Source organism: Pseudoroseomonas sp. WGS1072, from assembly GCF_049340465.1.
Lineage (GTDB): Bacteria > Pseudomonadota > Alphaproteobacteria > Acetobacterales > Acetobacteraceae > Pseudoroseomonas.
In genome coordinates this window covers 20,351-37,311 of sequence record NZ_JBMPSU010000003.1, presented here as the reverse complement: position 1 = coordinate 37,311, position 16,961 = coordinate 20,351, and the positions used below count along the sequence as shown (strand labels likewise).

17 protein-coding genes and 1 pseudogene are annotated in these 16,961 nt (G+C 70.4%); 13 read left to right on the top strand and 5 right to left on the bottom strand.

Going from position 1 to position 16,961, the window contains the following annotated elements; translation table 11 throughout:
* Window positions 1–99: 99 nt before the first annotated feature.
* The 5 genes and pseudogenes from ACF3NH_RS20075 to spt form a co-directional block, all read left to right on the top strand.
* Window positions 100–630 (top strand): annotated as a pseudogene (locus ACF3NH_RS20075) (IS3 family transposase); the annotation flags it as partial.
* Between the two features lie 185 nt (window positions 631–815).
* Window positions 816–1,028, top strand: a complete 213-nt coding sequence (locus ACF3NH_RS20070; RefSeq protein ID WP_422925422.1) for a hypothetical protein — start codon at window positions 816–818, stop codon at window positions 1,026–1,028.
* Between the two features lie 79 nt (window positions 1,029–1,107).
* Window positions 1,108–2,439: a lipopolysaccharide biosynthesis protein gene (locus tag ACF3NH_RS20065; RefSeq protein ID WP_422925420.1), complete on the top strand. Its 1,332-nt coding sequence runs from the start codon at window positions 1,108–1,110 to the stop codon at window positions 2,437–2,439.
* 130 nt (window positions 2,440–2,569) lie between these two features.
* Window positions 2,570–2,788: an acyl carrier protein gene (locus ACF3NH_RS20060; RefSeq protein ID WP_422925691.1), complete on the top strand. Its 219-nt coding sequence runs from the start codon at window positions 2,570–2,572 to the stop codon at window positions 2,786–2,788.
* Window position 2,789: 1 nt separating this feature from the next.
* Window positions 2,790–3,998, top strand: coding sequence for a serine palmitoyltransferase (gene spt / locus ACF3NH_RS20055; protein WP_422925418.1), 1,209 nt, complete (start codon window positions 2,790–2,792; stop codon window positions 3,996–3,998).
* Here spt and ACF3NH_RS20050 read toward each other — a convergent pair whose 3' ends face one another.
* The 3 genes from ACF3NH_RS20050 to ACF3NH_RS20040 are packed head-to-tail and all read right to left on the bottom strand — an operon-like array spanning window position 3,999 to window position 6,978.
* Complete coding sequence (locus ACF3NH_RS20050; protein WP_422925416.1) at window positions 3,999–4,898, bottom strand: hypothetical protein; 900 nt, start codon at window positions 4,896–4,898, stop codon at window positions 3,999–4,001. It lies immediately after the preceding gene.
* Window positions 4,899–4,951: 53 nt separating this feature from the next.
* On the bottom strand, window positions 4,952–5,896 hold the full coding sequence (locus ACF3NH_RS20045) for a diacylglycerol kinase family protein (protein WP_422925414.1): 945 nt from the start codon (window positions 5,894–5,896) through the stop codon (window positions 4,952–4,954).
* A gap of 8 nt (window positions 5,897–5,904) precedes the next feature.
* On the bottom strand, window positions 5,905–6,978 hold the full coding sequence (locus ACF3NH_RS20040; protein ID WP_422925412.1) for a CDP-alcohol phosphatidyltransferase family protein: 1,074 nt from the start codon (window positions 6,976–6,978) through the stop codon (window positions 5,905–5,907).
* A 102-nt stretch (window positions 6,979–7,080) separates the two neighbouring features.
* Between ACF3NH_RS20040 and ACF3NH_RS20035 the strand changes: the two genes are divergently transcribed.
* Window positions 7,081–8,010, top strand: coding sequence for a metallophosphoesterase family protein (locus tag ACF3NH_RS20035; protein WP_422925410.1), 930 nt, complete (start codon window positions 7,081–7,083; stop codon window positions 8,008–8,010).
* Here the strand turns inward: ACF3NH_RS20035 and ACF3NH_RS20030 are convergent.
* Window positions 7,961–8,527 carry a DUF2141 domain-containing protein gene (locus ACF3NH_RS20030; RefSeq protein ID WP_422925408.1) on the bottom strand — a complete coding sequence of 189 codons (567 nt, stop codon included), beginning with the start codon at window positions 8,525–8,527 and terminating at the stop codon, window positions 7,961–7,963. The genes ACF3NH_RS20035 and ACF3NH_RS20030 overlap by 50 nt on opposite strands.
* 19 nt (window positions 8,528–8,546) lie before the next feature.
* Here ACF3NH_RS20030 and ACF3NH_RS20025 point away from each other — a divergent pair, with 19 nt between their 5' ends.
* From ACF3NH_RS20025 to ACF3NH_RS20005, 5 genes are read left to right on the top strand one after another with little or no spacing between them, the layout of a single operon-like run.
* Window positions 8,547–8,948 (top strand): HIT family protein, encoded by a 402-nt coding sequence (locus tag ACF3NH_RS20025; RefSeq protein ID WP_422925406.1) that lies wholly within the window; start codon window positions 8,547–8,549, stop codon window positions 8,946–8,948.
* Window positions 8,948–10,204 (top strand): LptF/LptG family permease, encoded by a 1,257-nt coding sequence (locus ACF3NH_RS20020; RefSeq protein WP_422925404.1) that lies wholly within the window; start codon window positions 8,948–8,950, stop codon window positions 10,202–10,204. The genes ACF3NH_RS20025 and ACF3NH_RS20020 overlap by 1 nt, the downstream gene beginning before the upstream one ends.
* On the top strand, window positions 10,201–11,268 hold the full coding sequence (locus ACF3NH_RS20015) for an LptF/LptG family permease (RefSeq protein ID WP_422925402.1): 1,068 nt from the start codon (window positions 10,201–10,203) through the stop codon (window positions 11,266–11,268). Before ACF3NH_RS20020 ends, ACF3NH_RS20015 begins: the two co-directional genes overlap by 4 nt.
* Entirely contained in the window at window positions 11,258–12,415 is a 1,158-nt protein-coding gene (locus tag ACF3NH_RS20010) for a GNAT family N-acetyltransferase (protein ID WP_422925400.1), read from the top strand. The genes ACF3NH_RS20015 and ACF3NH_RS20010 overlap by 11 nt, the downstream gene beginning before the upstream one ends.
* Window positions 12,412–13,188, top strand: coding sequence for an NTP transferase domain-containing protein (locus tag ACF3NH_RS20005; RefSeq protein WP_422925398.1), 777 nt, complete (start codon window positions 12,412–12,414; stop codon window positions 13,186–13,188). The genes ACF3NH_RS20010 and ACF3NH_RS20005 overlap by 4 nt, the downstream gene beginning before the upstream one ends.
* Here ACF3NH_RS20005 and ACF3NH_RS20000 read toward each other — a convergent pair.
* The gene (locus ACF3NH_RS20000; RefSeq protein WP_422925689.1) at window positions 13,185–13,964 is read right to left on the bottom strand and encodes a phosphocholine cytidylyltransferase family protein; all 780 of its coding nucleotides are present in this window, start codon (window positions 13,962–13,964) and stop codon (window positions 13,185–13,187) included. The two genes, ACF3NH_RS20005 and ACF3NH_RS20000, sit on opposite strands and share 4 nt — an antisense overlap.
* A 279-nt stretch (window positions 13,965–14,243) precedes the next feature.
* On the opposite strand from ACF3NH_RS20000, the gene ACF3NH_RS19995 reads away from it, so the two are divergent.
* Entirely contained in the window at window positions 14,244–15,986 is a 1,743-nt protein-coding gene (locus ACF3NH_RS19995) for a fatty acyl-AMP ligase (protein WP_422925396.1), read from the top strand.
* Window positions 15,983–16,939, top strand: coding sequence for an NAD-dependent epimerase/dehydratase family protein (locus ACF3NH_RS19990; protein WP_422925394.1), 957 nt, complete (start codon window positions 15,983–15,985; stop codon window positions 16,937–16,939). Before ACF3NH_RS19995 ends, ACF3NH_RS19990 begins: the two co-directional genes overlap by 4 nt.
* Window positions 16,940–16,961: the final 22 nt, after the last annotated feature.

The window sequence follows — 16,961 nt, the reverse complement described above, 5'->3', positions numbered from 1 at the left end:
CGCGCGCCTACACCTTGAAGCGGCGGACATCAGAGATGTTTAGTCCCAGAGTTTCATGGTGCAATCTTGTCCCGCGAGTGGAAGGAGGCACTATGGGCCCGGTTCCGGGCGCCGCGGCCGAACATGCTGTGGGTGTCAGACTTCACCTACGTGGCGACCTGACAGGGCTTCGTCTACGTCGCCTTCGTCATCGACGTTTTCGCCCGCTACATCTTCGGCTGGCGGGTGTCGCGCACAGCCCACGCCGCTTTCGTCCTCGATGCCCTGGAGCAGGCGGTGCACGACCGCCGTCCGGTGAAGGGCGGCCTCACCCATCATAGCGACAGGGGGGCGCAATACGTGTCCATTCGGTACACCGAACGTCTGCTTGAGGCCGGGATCGAGCCATCCGTCGGCAGCGTCGGCGATTCCTACGACAACGCACTCGCCGAGACCGTCATCGGCCTGTTCAAGACCGAGGTGATCCGGTGCCGCGGCCCATGGCGCTCGCTGGAGACGATCGAATATGCCACCCTGGAGTGGGTGGACTGGTTCAACAACCGCCGCCTCCTCGAGCCGATCGGCAACATGCCGCCCGCCGAGGCTGAGGCCTGCTACTATGCTCAGCTCGATCCAGCCGCCATGGCGGCCTCCGTGCTACGCTTTGCTGCTGCTTGCCAGCTGCGCTACATCTGCTCAGATAAAGTCCCGCGAAGCGCAGCCATTCTCCTCGATGCGCCGTCTAAACTCGTTGCTGCGCTGGACGGCTGGTACGAAGGACGGCAGTTGTCCGTCGAGCAGTCTGCAGGAGGCAGGAGAAGAAAGTCTGGTTCAGGGTGAACGGGCAGGCAATCGAGATGTACGCATCCCGGCACCGTCGCCCGGCAGTATGCCGTATCCTGGCCGCCGACGGCAGGCTGGTGCTGCGGCCACAGGCGCTTGATCGCTCGGCCTCCGGATTGATCCGTGGCGACGTGATGATGGCTTCAGATCTGCCGGCCGAGATGGATGTGGCGGTGCACCGCCATTCCTGCACCTACCGGTACTAGGCCACGTGCAAACGGGCAGAATGACGTTCCCTTCGCTCAATCCGCAGGCGCCGAGACACACGATCGAATGCTGAGACCCTTGCAGACCACCACGAACCCAGCCTCCCCCAAAATCACCACCGCACCCACCGTCTTCAGCCGCATGCTGCGCAATGCTGGTACGCTGCTGGGTGGTAAAGTCGCAATGGGCTTGCTGAACCTCGCCGCAACAGGCATCGCTATCCGGTCGCTCGGCGCCGAGGTCTTCGGCACGCTGATCCTGATCCATACCTTTGCTCAGGCGACGGCGGCCTTCACCAAGTTCCAGTCTTGGCAGACGGTGCTACGCTTCGGGGCGGCCAGCCTCAAGCAGGAACGAAGGGCGGATTTCCGTGCACTGGTGCGCTTCACCGCCTGGCTGGACGCAGGTGCCGGGGCCGTCGGGATCCTGCTGTGTGGCGCATTGGCCTTCCTGTTCGGCCGCTTCTTCGATATCCCGCCAGGTTTGGCGCTGATAGCCACCGCCTACGCCACGTCCACTGCCTTCATGGTGATGGCGACGCCGACGGGGTTGCTACGGCTGTTCGACCGGTTTGACGTGCTGGCCACTCGGGACACGCTCGGTGCCCTGTTCCGGTTGGCGGGTGCGTCGCTCGCTGCCCTATTAGGCTGGGGAATCGGTGGCTTCCTGGCAGTCTGGTACTTGGCCACGGCACTGGGCGGCCTGTCACTGGCCTATGCAGCGTATCGTGAGCTGGGTCGCCGTGGCTTGCTGGGGGATGATGGCAGCGGAACGCCGCTGCCTTCCGTCTCTTCCGCGCATCCCGGACTGTGGTCCTTTGTCTGGTCTACCAACCTGACCACCACGCTGTCGTTGGTGTCGGGACATCTTGGCACGCTCAGCGTCGGGCTGATGCTAGGCCCGGCCGAGGCCGCGCTGTTCGCTATCGCGCTGCAGATCGGCAATGCCGCCCTGAAGCCCAGCCGCTTCCTGAGTCCGGCGATCTATCCCGAACTCGCGCGGCTCGCAGCTATTCGTGACAAGGCGGCGATCGCAGCGCTGTTGCGACGGGTGCTGCTGGTGTCAACGGGGGGCTCGGTGCTCATGCTTGGGGCGCTGGCACTGCTGGGCTCACCGCTGCTGCGGCTGGTCGGCGGCGCACAGGCAGTTCCGGCCTTTCCAGTGATGCTGATGCTTGCCACCGCTTCGGCCATCGGCTTCGCGTCCTTCGCGTTCGAACCGCTGCTGATCTCCACCGGTCGCCACAGGGCGGCGCTGCGCGCGCGGCTGCTGGCCGCCGTACTTTACATACCCGTCGCGCTGGGCGCGATCACCGCCTACGGGCTCCCAGGCGCCGGCCTGGCAGCCATCTTCACCGCGATCGTGATCTCCGCGGCGCAGGCCCATTCGGCATCCAACACCTCCGCTTGAGGTATGACGGAGCCCCGATAGTAAACCGCAACGATGCTACCATTTGATTAAAACTTAGCTATGACTTAGCGTCCAACCTTAGCAGCTTTCCTGGAGACCTCGTTTGCAACAGGACGAAATCCACCAGCAGGTGGTTACGGCCATTCAATCCGTCATAGGCACCGAACACCTGATTACTGCCGAAACCAACATCCTATGTGACCTCAGCCTCGATTCCGTAGCTGTGATGGACGTCATCATGCACATCGAGACGCAGTTCGACACCATGATCCCGATGAACCAGTTCGCCGAGATCCAGACGGTGGGCGACCTGACCCAGGTGATCATCGCATCCAAGAAGACCGCCTGACATGCTTGCCAAGTACCGTGAGCTGCGCAATGCCCGCGCCGGCGTGATGCAGCTGGGGCAGGATCCCTTCGGCGTGGTGTTCGACCGCATCCTGTCCGCGACCGAGGCGACGCTGGGCGGCAGCCGTGTCATGCTGTTCGGCACCAACAACTACCTAGGCCTGACCTTCGACCCGAGTTGCATGGACGCCGCCGCCCGCGCGATCCGCGAGGAAGGCACCGGCACCACCGGCTCGCGCATTGCCAACGGCTCCTATGGCGGCCACGCGGCGCTGGAGGCGCGGCTGGCCGGCTTCCTGAAGCGCCGCCACGCCATGGTCTTCTCCACCGGCTACCAAGCCAACCTCGGTGCGTTGTCCGGGCTGGCCGGGCCGAAGGACCACCTGCTGCTGGATGCCGACTCCCACGCCAGCATCTATGACGGCGCGCGCATGGCCGGCGCCCAGGTCACCCGCTTCCGGCACAACGACCCCGAGGACCTGCGCCGCCGCCTGCGCCACCTGGCCGACCAGCCGGGCGAGAAACTGGTGGTGACCGAGGGCATCTACAGCATGCTGGGCGACGTCGCGCCGCTGCGCGACATCGTCGCCGTCAAGCGCGAGGCCGGAGCCAGGCTGATGGTGGACGAGGCGCATTCATTGGGCGTGCTGGGCAAGGCCGGGCGTGGACTAGCGGAGGCCGATGGCGTTGAGCCGGAGGTCGACTACGTGGTCGGCACCTTCAGCAAGAGTCTCGGCGCGGTCGGCGGCTTCCTGGCCTCGGATGCGGAGGACTTCGACCTGCTGCGGCTTGCGTCGCGGCCCTACATGTTCACCGCGTCGCTGCCGCCCTCGGTCATCGCCTCGGTCACACAGGCGATCAAGGTCCTGGAGACCGAGCCGTCTCTGCGCGCTAGGCTGCGCCGCAACGTGGCGCATTTTCACGACGGGCTGGTGGCAGCCGGCCTCAGTATCGGGCCGTCCGTCAGCCCGATCGCCTCGATCCGCTGCCCCGACCAAGCCACGGCGATCGTCTTCTGGAACCGACTGCTGGCGGCGGGGGTCTACGTCAACTTGGCCATCGGCTCCGCCACGCCGGGCGGCAAGCCGCTCCTGCGCACCAGCATCTGCGCCGAGCACACGCCAGAGCAGATCGACCGCGCGATCATGATAATCCGCGACATCGCCGCCTCGCTGGGCTTCTTCCAGCCGATGGAAGCGGCCGCCGAGTAGCTACCGCACCAGCCCCTGGCGGCGCAGCCGCCACAGCAGCAGCGGCGCCGCCATCACCGGATGGCGCCGTTGCCACGGCGTCAGTGGCAGCGGCTGGCCGGTGTGGCGCTCGATCTTCCAGGCCAGGTAGTCGGCGCCGCCTTCGAAGGTGAATGCCGCCTTCACCAATCGGGTGACGTTTAGCAGCTTGCCGAGGCCCTGCCGCCAGCGCCAGCCGCCCTGCGCCCGTCCCGACAAACCGGGTGCCAGCCGCCCCGCGGCATCGGCATCGCTCCGCAGCCCCTGCGCCGCCAGGGCTAGCGGCAGCCCGGCATCGAACCAGTCCGGCGCCGCGCCATGGATCGTTACTGCCCGGCTGCCCTGTTCAGTGCGCAGCTCGGCGCCATAGGTGCGGGCGAACAATCCCTGCCAGAAGACGGCGGGTGTGGCTGCGGGCGGGCCGAGCCGTGCGGCCCAGAGGGCGGCCGTCGCAAAGGCCCGGGCACAGCTCCGTGCGACCCAGGTGGCCTCGGCCTCGCCGCGGGCATGCAACAGCGTCACAGGCTGGCAGAAGCGCGCCCAGACGGTGGTGTCCCAGGCTTTGGCGCGCAGCCGCCGCGCGAACTGGCGGCGCGACAGCACGGCAATCTTGGCTCGCACCGGGCGCAGCCCCTCCACCTCAGCCTTGCAAAGCAGCACGGTGGGCGGCAACGCGGCGGTCAGCAGGGCAGGCAACCAGTTCCCGTGGAAGCGCCGGTGCCCGTCATACAGGACGTAGAGGTCAAGCAGCCCGTCCGTTTCGCCGGTGCGGCGGGCGGAGCCATAGAAGAGGATCGCCGCGACCGCGTCGCCGTGCCTGGCCTGCAGCTGCGCGGCAAGCACCAGCGCGGCCCGCATGGCCGGGGAGCGCACCTGTGGCACGGCCATCGCTTCAGCCGCCCGGGTTTCCAGCGCCCGCAGGCTGTCCGCCGGCGTCATGGCGCCACGAAGGCGATGGGCACGGAAGGCTGCAGGCGGATGCCGCCGGGCCCGGGCTCGAACACCTCGCCATCCAGCACGAAGGGCTGGTCGAAGGCGGCGTCCAGCCGGTCCGCGCGGCCGCTGTTCCAGCCCGGTATGCCGGGTGGCCGGCGCCGCAGCAGCGACCACAGCCCGCCCATCAAGCGCGGCGGCGGCGCCGCCACGTCCAGCCAGCGCAGCGGCCCCGCGCCGTCGCCCCAGAAGGGCCAGAGGCCAAACATCAGCCGGTCCAACGTAGTGGCCAGCAGAATGAAGCGCGGTCCGTCCGCGCCGGCCGCGCCATCCGGTGCGACCCGCATCAGCGTGCCCTGGCGCAGGATACGCGCCTGCGGGCCGCGCCCGGCCAGGGTCTGCACGGTTGTCAGCAGCGCCGTTGCGCCGACGGCGGCATTGTCCTTCAGCCCGCGCTGGCGGGGGGCGTCGTTGGCCAGTCGGGTGGCGTGCAGGAAGCCCGCCGCGCCGAACAGCAGCCCGCGCAGCGGCGGCCCGGCCGCGGCGCCACCCAGGCGGTGGACCTCCAGCACCGGGCGCCTGTCCTGGCGCAGCCGCCCGGCGGCGGCGGCATCCCGCAGCACCTGCAGCGCCGCATCGCCCCGGCCGCGCTGGCCGATCGTGCGCGCTAGCAGGTTGGTGCGGCCGGCGGCCAGCGGCGCCAGCGCCGGCGGCGACCCGGGCCAGGCCGCAGGCAAGGCGCTCAGCACTTCCCGCAGCGTGCCGTCGCCGCCATTGACCACCAGCAGCGTCACCCCGCGCGCCGCGAAATCCGCCAGCGCGGCGTGCAGTGCCGGGCGGTCGGGCGGCGCCGCGTGCGGCAGGCCGGCGGCGGCGGCACCCAGGCCAGCCACACCGTCCAGGTGCCCGCGGCTGCGGGGATTGCTGATGATGCCGAGCGCGCGCAAGGCCGCGTTCAGCCGTCCAGCCAGGAGCGCAGCGGCGCGCGCCGGCGCGCCAGCGCAGCCTGGAGCGTGACGAACAGCTGCTCCACGCAGCCGAAGGCTGTCCAGGCCGCGACGGCCAGGATGCCCAGGTCCGGCCGGCCGAACAGGGTGGCAATCGTCAGCATCACCAGGTTCGGGTTGCGCCGGGCGATCACTTGGCGGAACAGGCTATCCAACCGCCGCCAGATGTGGATCTGCATCTTGAAGGCGATGATGAACAGGCCTTCCTGCAGCCGCTGCAGCACGTAGCCGCCGAAGATCACCACGCCGGTAGCCACCGGATAGTCCAGCGGCAGCCCCACTGCGCCGCAGCCGGCGATCCAGGCCAGCCACCAGAAGGGCGGGTGGATCATGTCGATCAGGTGGTCGAACCAGTTGCCGAACTTGGTGGAGGTCAGCGTGACGCGCGCCAGCTTGCCGTCCACTGTGTCCAGGAAGGTCATTACCCAGGCGGCGGCGAGGCCGGGCCAGAACTGCCCCTGGGCGAACCACCACAGCGCCAGGAACACCATGGCCAGGCTGGCGGCGGTAACCATGTTGGGGGTGATGCCCAGCGCGGCGCAGCCTCGCGTCACCGCAAAGGCGGGCCGTGGCCAGACATGCTTGGTTACGAAGTCGGTCACGCCTTTGTAGGCGCCGCCGAACATGCGCCATTCCACGGCGTGGCGGCTGGCGGCGGTCAGTTCCAGCACATAGGGCGTGCCGCGCTTGCGCAGCGCCTGGTTGTAGGCGCCGACCAGCTCGGCCGGCGTCGCCGCCGTCAGCCCCAGTGGTGGGGAGCCGCCCTGCACGAGCGCTGCGGTGGCCGCCTCGCGCGCCGCCGGGTCCGCCCCGGCCGGCAGGTGCAGCGCCACAGGCCTGCGGTCCTCGGCGCGTAGCAGCATTGTTCCCGGGCTGCGGGCCAGCTCGGCGATCACGGCGGCATCGAACACGTGGTCGGCCCGCAGCAGCAGCAGTCCACGGTCGGCCGGTGTCCCGGCGCCGGGCCATTCCGCAACGCCGGCACGCCCCAGCGCCCGCCGCAGCAGCGCGGAGGATGGCATGCTCCAGACCGGCACCGGCCCTTCGCCCAGCAGGGCGGCGGCAGGCAGGGGGGGCGGGCCGCCGCTTGCCGGCGCACCCGCAACCGTTAGTGTCACCCCCGCATGACGTTGGTCCTGGCCCATCTCTCCGATCTCCACCTGCCGCCCGATAACACGCCGACGATCCGGCAGCTACTTGGCAAGCGCTTGCTGTCCTACATGGCGTGGCGGCGCAAGCGGGGCATAGGCGATGACGACGTTCCGCCGGCGCTTCTGGCGGCCGATCTGGCCGCCTTCGGGCCTGACATGCTGGCGCTGACCGGCGATTTGACCAATTTCGCGCTGCCCGACGAATTCGCCGCCGCCGCCAGCTTCGTCGCGGGGCTCGGCCGGCCAGAGGACGTTCTGGTGATCCCCGGCAACCACGACGCCCTGGTCGCGGTGCCGCCGGCCGAGGGCCTGGAATACTGGGGCCCCTGGATGCGGGACGACGCCGGGGGGGCGGGCTTTCCCTATCTGCGGCGCCGGGGGGGCGTCGCGCTCCTTGGCCTGTCCTCGGCGGTGGTGACGCCGCCGGGCTGCGCGGCGGGGCGGCTTGGCGCCGCGCAGCTGGAGCGGCTGGCAGCATTGCTGCACCGGCTGGGCGACGAGCAGCTGTTCCGCGTGGTGCTGATCCATCACCCGCCATATGGCGAAGGCCGGCGCCGCGGGCTGCAGGACCGGGATGGGCTGCTGCGGGTGCTGGCGGCGGCGGGCGCGGAGCTGCTGCTGCACGGCCACAGCCACCGACCGGGACTGACGGTGCTGCCGGGCCCCGGCGGTCGCGGCACGGCGGCGATCGGCGTGCCGCCAGCGCTGGCCGGCGCCGGGCGGCGGCACCTGGCGCGGTGGCACCGCTATGCCATCACGCCCGTGCCGGAGGGGTGGATGCTGGACACGCTGGTGCGCGGCTGGCAGCCCGAGGCCGGCGGCTTCACGACGCTGGGCCGCTGGCGCCTAGCGATCAATAGCGCAGCAGCACCGGGACTATCCCCCCCGCCTGCTCCACCCTGAACCGCACCGCCTCGAAGGACGGCGCGCCGAAGCGGCCCTGGGCGTCGTTGGAGAAGCCGTAGCCTTCCTTCGGTATGCCGAGAACCGACAGGTTGAAGTCGTGGTCGTCGTTCTCATCATGGTAGATGGCTATCGCGAACACGCCGGGCGCGGACACAGCGAAGCAGGCCTCCGCCTTGCCGCCGCCCTGCACCGGCACCCGCAGCCGGGCCAGCTTGCCGCCGGACGCCAGGAAGCGTGCGGGGTCGCTGCCATACAGCGTCACGGTGATGTTGCCCTGCGTGCTGCGGGCACCGTGCACCCGCACATGGATCTGCGGCCCGGCCGGGGCGCCCGCCGTGCAGGCAGTGGCCGTCGTCTCGGCCCAGGCCGGCACGGTTGCGAGCAGCAGCGCCGGCAGCAGGGCCAGCGCGACGCATGGCCAGCGCCCCTCGTCACCCCCCGCCGGATAAGCTAAGATCTTTCCCCTTCCCGCCAGGTATTCGAGGCCCTGCATGACAAGCGCAACGTTGAGCAAATTCGGATATCCTTCGAGCTTGGTCGGCCAGACCGAGCACTGGACCGTGCTGCTGCGCCCCGAGCAGCCGACCCTGGGCAGCCTGGTGCTGATCTGCCGCGAGCCGGTGACCGCCTTCGGCGCGGTGAGCACGGAGGCCTTCACGGGCCTAGCCGCCGTGGTGGCGCGGATCGAAACCATGCTTGGCCGCTTCGTGCAATACGAGAAGATCAACTACCTGATACTGATGATGCTCGATCCAGACGTGCACTTCCATGTCATCCCTCGCTACCAGGGCAGCCGCAGCCGGGCCGGGTTGACGGTCGAGGATCGCGGCTGGCCAGCGGCGCCCTCGCTCGGCGGGGCGGTCACGCCGGATGCCGCGCAGCAGGCGGAGATGGTCGCGGCCCTGCGGGCTTTCTGGGACGGACAGCCCGCCTGATGCCGGGCAACCCGGCCGCGCCGGTGGCCCCGGTGCCCACCGGGCACAGCCCTCTGGTGCGCGGCTACCTGCTGCGGCTGCTGGTGCGGCCGCTGCTGACCACGTTGGTGGTGGTGCTGCCGGCGCTGCTGCTGGAACGGCTGCTGCGGCTGTTCGACCTGCTGGCGCCCAGCGGCGCGATGAGCCCGATCATCCAGCTGCTGCTTTACCTCGCGCCGCATTATGTCGGGCTGGCGCTGCCGGCGGCTTTTTTCATCAGTGTGTTCACCGTGATCGCCGGCAGCAGCGAGCATCACGAGTTGGACGCGCTGCAAAGCATCGGCGTCTCGCTGGCGCGCCTGTGCCGGCCCTTTCTGTGGGTCGGCATGCTGCTGGCGCTGGGCGGGCTCGGGCTCTACGGCTACCTGCAGCCGCTCGGCCGCTACCACTACCGCGCGGCGCTCGATGCCGCGACGCATGCGGGCTGGAACGCGACCGTGGTGCCGGGCGAGTTCGTCCGCATCGGCCGCCGGCTCAGCGTCACCGCAGACCGGGTGGACCAGACGACCGGCCAGCTGACCGGCGTATTCATCGAGCAGCAGCACCCGGACGGCGCCACCTCCACCACCACGGCGCAAAGCGGCTGGCTGACCAGCCAGGGCGATGCCGGTCAGCTGGTGCTGGAGCTGCAGGATGGCGCGCAGGTTACCGTGGCGCCGGATGGCGAGGTGACGACGCTGCAGTTCGGCACGTCCAGCCTGACGCGCCGCTTCACCATCGCCGTGACGGTGTTCCGCCCGCGCGGCGACGACGAACGGGAGATGACGCTCGACGAACTGTGGACCCGCCGCACGACGCCGACGCCGCCGCCCGAGGGCACGCCGCCGGTACCGGCCCGCTGGCTGGCCGCGGAACTGCACGGGCGGCTGGTGCGCGCCGTCTCGCTCGCGGTGCTGCCACTGCTGGCGGTGCCCATGGCACTGGGCTCGCAGCGCTCGCGGCGCTGGTACGGCGCGACGCTGTCGGCACTGATCATCATGCTCTACCACCACGCGGTGCAGCTGGCGGAATCGCTGGGCGACCTCGGGGTGCTGGAACCACGGATCCTATTATGGGGTGTCTTCGCGGCCTTCACGCTGTTCTGCGTGATGACCTTCCGCAGGGCCGAGAGGCATCCGCAGGAAGGACCTTTCGACGCCTTCTTCGTGGGGATCGAGCAGCTGCTGGGCACCGTCCTGGCGCGGCTGCCGCGCCGGCGCCGCGGGACAACCCGGTGATCCGCCGTCGCTACCTGTCGCGCCTGTTCCTTGGGCGGGTGATCGCGGCGCTGCTCGGCCTCGCCGGGCTGCTGCAGCTGCTCGACCTTCTGGACAACGCCAGCGACGTGCTGTCCCGTGGCGGTGCCGGCGAGCTATGGCTCTATGCCGCCCGGCGCCTGCCCAGCGTGCTGGCGCAGATGATGCCGCTGGCGGTGCTGATTGCGGCCATGCTGTCGCTGCGCCGCCTGGCGATGACGCTGGAGATGGCAGCGCTGCGCTCGGCCGGCGTGCCGGTGCGATGGGTGCTGGCGGCGATGCTGCCGGTCTGCCTGCTGGCGGTGCTGGTCCAGGCGGTGCTGTCCAGCGTCGTGGCGCCGCGCACCGAGCGGGCGCTGGCGGAATGGATGGCGCGCACGGAAAGCCGCGCCATCAAGCCGCCCGCCGCCCATCCGCCGCGGATCTGGATGCGTGCGGGGGGAGAGATCATCGGCATCGACCGCATCTCGCCCGACGGGCGGGAGCTGCAGGGCGTGCTGCTGGTCACCCGCTCGCCCGAGCGGCTGATTCTGGCGCGGACCGAGGCGCAGCGCGCCAGCCGCGCCGCGGAAGGCTGGGTGCTGCACGACGTGCAGGTTGCAGCCCCCGGCGGCACGGCGTTGCGTCACCTGGCCGAGCAGCCTTGGCCGGAAGGCCCTTCGCCGGCCGAGATCGTCGCGGCGGCGCGGCCCACCAATGCCCAGACTCCCGGGTTGCTCGCCCGCTCGCTGCGCGGCGAGCAGGCGGCGGCGCGCGGCCCCGCCTTCTTCACCACCCGGCTGCACGAAAGCGCCGCCCGGCTGCTGTCCCCGCTGGTGATGCTGCTGCTGGCGGCGCCGATGGCCTTCGCCACGCCCCGGCGCGGCGCGCAGATGCTGGCGCCCTTGCTGTGCCTGGCGCTAGGGCTCGGCTTCCTGCTGTCGGGCGGATTGCTGAGCGCGCTGGGGGAGGCCGCCATCCTGCCGGCGCCGCTGGCCGTCTGGTCGGTGCCGCTGGTCTTCGCAACGATCGGGACCATGCTGCTGATGCACTACGATGAACGCTGACCCCACCGGCCCCGTGGAGGTCGTGCCCGTAATCGGCCGGGCGGCGATGGAGACCTTCATCCGCCTGCCCGAGCGACTGATGCGGGGCGACCCGAACTGGATCGCGCCGCTGCGCCAGGAACGGCGCATGGCGTTCTCCGCCCGGCACAACCCATTCTTCCGCCATGCCGAGGTGGCCTTCTGGCTGGCCCGGCGCGGCGGCCGCGTGGTCGGCCGCATCAGCGCCCAGCACGACCGGCTGGCGCCGGCCGCTGCCGATGGCTCGCCCGCCGGGCATTTCGGTCTGCTGGCGGCGGAGGATGACCCGGCGGTCTTCGCCGCGCTGCTCAGCGTCGCCGAGCGCTGGTGCGCGGCGCGCGGCAGCCGCCATGTCAGCGGCCCCTTCAGCCTGTCGATCAACGAGGAAACGGGGCTGCTGGTACGCGGCTTCGACACGCCGCCCATGCTGATGATGCCGCATGACGCGCCCTACGCCGCGGCGCAGCTGGAGCGGCTAGGCTACCGCGGCGAGCAGGACCTGCTGGCCTTCCGGGTGGACACCGCGCCGCCGCTGCCGGCCGCCACCACCGGGCTGGTGCAGCGCGGTCTGCCGGACGGCGTGGTCCTGCGGCCGCTGCGGCGCGGCCGGCTGCGCCAGGAGGTCGCGCTGCTGGTGGAGATCTTCAATGACGCCTGGGCCGGCAATTGGGGCTTCGTGCCGCTGACGCCCGAGGAGGTCGACGCCATGGCCAAAGCCCTGAAGCCGCTGCTGCGCGAGCGCTTGGTCTGGTTCGCCGAGGCTGGTGGCCGGGCGGTGGCCTTCGCCGTCTGCCTGCCCAACCTGAACGAGGCGATCCGCGACCTGTCTGGCCGGCTGCTGCCGTTGGGCTGGGCCAAGCTGCTGTGGCGACTGAAGGTCGGCAGCCCCTCCACCGCGCGGGTGCCGCTGATGGGCGTGCGGCGGGACTATGCCGAGGGTATCCTGGGCCGGCTGCTGCCGCTGTTCATCGTCGACACCCTACGGCGCGAGGCGCTGGCCCAGGGGATCCGCACCATCGAGATGTCCTGGGTGCTGGCCGATAACATGCCGATGCGCCGGCTGGCCGCCGCGGTGGGCGGCGACGCCTACAAGACCTACCGGATCTATGGCCGGGACCTAGCGGCGTGAGCAGCGTCACCGCCATCATCATGGCCGGCAGCCGGGCCGGCGCGGCCGACCCCATGGCGGTGGCCGGCGGCGTGTCGCACAAGGCGCTGCTGCCCGTCGGCGGGGTGCCGATGCTGTCGCGCGTCGTGCGGGCGCTGCAGGCGAGCCCCGGCATCGGCCGCATCGTGGTGATGATCGAAGCGCCGGCGCGCAGCTTGGCGGGGTACGACGCCCCCCCAGGCCTGCTGCTGCGGGAGGCCGCCGGCTCGCCCAGCCGCAGCGTCGCCGCCGCGCTGGCCGAGTTCAATACGCCGCTGCTGGTCACCACCGCCGATCACGCGCTGCTAACCCCGGCGATGGTGGCGCATTTCATGGCGGCCGTGCCGGCGGGCACGGATGTCGCGGCCGGGCTGGCGCGGGCCGAGACGGTGCTGGCCGCTTGGCCGGGCACCCGGCGCACCTGGCTGCGCTTCCGCGACGGACGCTTCAGCGGCTGCAACCTGTTCTGGATCGGCGGCCCCGGCGCGGCGGCGGTGGTGCAGTTCTGGCAGCGGGTGGAGCAGAACCGCAAGGCGCCACTGGCGATGGTCGCGCTGCTCGGCCCGCTGGCGCTGCTGCGCTTCTCGCTGGGCCGACTGCGGCTGGACGCGGCGCTGCGGCTGCTGGGCCAGCGCGCCGGCGGCGCCCGGTTAGCAGTCGTCGAGCTGCCGTTCGCCGAGGCAGCGGTGGATGTTGACAAGCCGGACGACTTGGCGCTGGCCGAAGCTGCGCTGGCCGGCCGGGCCGGCGGCTAGCCCGCCTCCAGCTCAAGCCAACGCTGCCCGAGCAACTCCGCCTGCGCGACATCGGCCGGGAAGTCGATCTCGCCCCAGGACAGCCCTTCGACCGACACGACGCCGACCAGGATCCGGGCGGACAGCGCGTTGATCACCGACAGATACCAACGCTTCAGGCCTTCCGGCTGGCGCAGCGCCGCTTCCACGCCCTCGGCGAAGCGCGCGCCGCCGTCGCCGCGGAACAGCAGCATGCCGATCGACTCGCCATGAACGGTGTCGAGCGGCAGCGCCTTGCCGATAGCGCGCAGCCGGTCGCCTTCGAGCGACACCTTCATGTCGTCGGCGTCATAGGTCGGCTTACGGTCGATCGCGACCGTGATGGGCAGGGCGGCATTGGTCAGAAGGGCGCGCAGCACATCGGGCTCGAACAGCGTGTCGCCGTTTAGCAGCACGCAGCCGCCTGCATCGCGGCTGCCGCCCTCAATGATGTCACGCACCAGGAAACAACTTCCGGTGTTGTCGGACACCCCGAAGAATGGGTTGAACCGGGTGCGAACGCCGTGCGCCAGTTCCCCGATGCCTTGCAGCATGGCATCTACCGCCTCGGCCGCGAAGCCCGTGACCACGGTGACGTCGGTGATGCCGTTCTGGGCCAGGGCGCGGAGCTGCCATTCCAGCACCGAACGCCCGGCCACCGGCAGCAGGCACTTCGGTCGGTTTTGCGTGAGAGGCAAAAGCCGCCGGCCCTGGCCGGCACACAATATCACAGCGCGCAATTTATCATCCTCATGCACTGCCAAGCGACGTTCCGCGCCCCGGCCGACGGCGCGGCAAACAGGTACTGTGGGCCGCTCCGGCCGGAGCGCGGACTTAAGCATCAGGCGGCGATCCGCGCTAGGGCGGCTGCCGCGCCGCAACGCAGGGTTGCCCAGACAGGATTTGACGTGCTTCCAATGACACCCTAGGCAACTGCCTTGGTTTGGCGTCGGAGGCGCTTCCGGCGAGGGGCCGGGCAGCTGACGCGTCCTGCCCGTCCGCCCGGTCGCCGGGCTGCCAGAACCGGAGCGTCCTGCATGTTGGCATCCATCCCGACCATGAGCGGCCTGCCGCAGCGTCGCAGCGACTTTACGACGCTGATCGACGCTCTGGACTATGCGGCGCAGGGCGCCACGGGGCTGGCCTTCCACACGGCGCGGGACGGCCATGTGGCCAGCCTGACCTATCATGCACTGCGCGACGACGCCCGCGCCCTTGCGCAGCGGCTGCTCGGCGCCGGCCTGCGGCGGGGCGGCCGCGTGGCGATGCTGGCCGATACCTCGCCCGACTTCGTGCGCGCCTTCTTCGCCAGCCAGTATGCCGGCATGGTGCCGGTGCCGCTGCCGCTGCCGCCGCCCTTCGGCGGGCGGGACAACTACATCGCGCTGATCGAACGGCTGATGCGCGGCGCGCGGGTCTCGGCGCTGTTCTCGCCCGCTGACTTCCTGTCCTGGCTGGAGCCGCTGGCCGGGCAGCTCGGGCTGCGGGTGTTCGGTACGCTGGCGCAGCTCGACGCCGTGCAGCCCAGCGACAAGCAGGCGGCGCCGAGCGGGCCCGACGACATCGCCTACCTGCAGTTCTCCTCGGGCAGCACCCGCTATCCGACCGGCGTGGCGGTGCGTCAGCGCGCCGTCATCAGCAACGCGTCCGGCATCATGCTGCACGGCTTGAAGGTGGAGGACGGCGACCGGGCGATGTCCTGGCTGCCCTTCTACCACGACATGGGGCTCGTCGGCTTCCTGCTGACGCCGATGACCGCCCAGCTCTCGATCGACCTGATGCCGACCGCTGACTTCGCCCGCCGCCCGCTGCGCTGGCTGTCGATCCTGTCGGACAACCGGGGCACGCTCTCCTTCAGTCCCAGCTTCGGCTACGAGCTCTGCGTCCGCCGCCGGGCAGCGGCGCAGCCGGAGTTCGACCTGTCCTCCTGGCGGGTCGCCGGGCTGGGCGGCGACATGATCCGCCCCGGCGTGCTGGCCGGCTTCGCCGAAGCCTTCGCGCCCAACGGCTTTCGCGCCGAGGCCTTCGTGCCGAGCTACGGCATGGCGGAAGCGACACTAGCCATCAGCTTCGCCGGACTCGGCGAGGGCGTGCGCACCGACGAGATCGACCTCGGGCGGCTGGAGCGCGAAGGCTGGGCGGTGCCGGCGGGCCCGGACACCACGCAGCGCCGCGAGTTCGTCCGCTGCGGCGCGCCGCTGCCCGGGCACCGGGTGGAGATCCGAGACGCCGAGGGTACCCTGCTGCCGGACCGCCAGGCCGGACGCATCCTGGTGCGGGGGCCGAGCGTCATGCTGGGCTATGACGGGCAGCCCGAAAAGACCGCCGAGGTGCTGTCGGCCGATGGCTGGCTGGACACCGGCGACCTCGGCTACCTGCTGGACGGCGACATCGTCATCACCGGCCGCGCCAAGGACCTGATGCTGGTCAATGGCCGCAATATCTGGCCGCAGGACCTGGAATGGTCCATCGAGAAGGCGTTGCCCGGCGTGCGCGCCGGCGACGTCGCCGCCTTCTCGCTGGAGCATGGCGACGCCGGCGAGCATGTGGTCGTATTGGTCGAGGCACGCGGCGCCGCCGGCCCGGATGCACAGGAGCGGCTGGTGGCGGAGGTCGCCGGCCTGCTGCGCGCCCGCCACGGGCTAGAAGCCCGCGTCGTGCTGGTGCGCCCGGGCAGCCTGCCGCAGACCTCCTCCGGCAAGCTGAGCCGCGCCTGGGCCCGCCGGCGCTATCTCGCCGGTGAGTTCGCGCCCGAGGGCGAAGGCCGGAGGGTGGCGTGACCGCCGCGGTCCCAGCGCTTCCCGTCGCGGCGCTGACCGGGGGCACCGGCTTCATCGGGCAGCATGTCGCGGTGGCCTTAGCCGCCGCAGGCTGGCAAGTGCGAATGCTGTGCCGGCACGACATCGTCTCCCCTCGCCTGGCCAACGTCACGCCTGAGGTCGTGCTGGGCGACCTGGCCGACCCCGCTGCGTTGCGCCGTCTGGTGACAGGCGCAACCGCCGTGGTGCATCTGGCCGGACTGACCAAGGCAAGGAACCGCGACGAGTTCATGCAGGTCAACCGGGATGGCACGGCGCTGCTGGCCGGGATCGTGGCGGCGGAAAACTCGGTGCCTCGCTGCATCCTTGTTTCCTCGCTGGCCGCGCGACAGCCGGAGTTGTCCGACTACGCCGCCAGCAAACGGGCGGGCGAGGCGGCGGTCGGCCCGGACTGGACTATCCTACGCCCAGGCGTAGTCTACGGGCCGGGTGACCAGGAAGGCCGCGCTCTACAGAGGCTGGCTTCGGCTCCGGTCGCGCCGCAGGTCCGCGCCCCCGCCGCCAAGCTGGCCATGTTGCATGCCGCGGACCTCGCGGAGGCCATCGTCATGCTGTGCACGGATGATGCCGCTGGGGGCCGCTTTGAGGTCTCCGATGCCCGTCCGGAAGGGTATGACATGGAGGAGATCCTGCATTTGGTGGCCGAGTTGCTCGGGCGCCAGCCTCCGCGCATGGTGACGCTGCCGGATCGCCTGTTCAGCTTGGCCGGCATAGCGGCGGATGCTGTCGCGTCAGCGACCGGTCGGCAGGGCATCTTCGGGCATGGCAAGGCACGCGAGCTGCTACACCGGGACTGGAGTGTTGATCCTGGCCGCACCATTCCTGCCGGTCTTTGGACACCGAGGATATCTCTGGCCACGGGAATGCGAGATACACTGCAATGGTGGCAGGCTCTTCGCTCGCAAAGGGGCTAATTGTCTGCGGCATCCCCGTCAT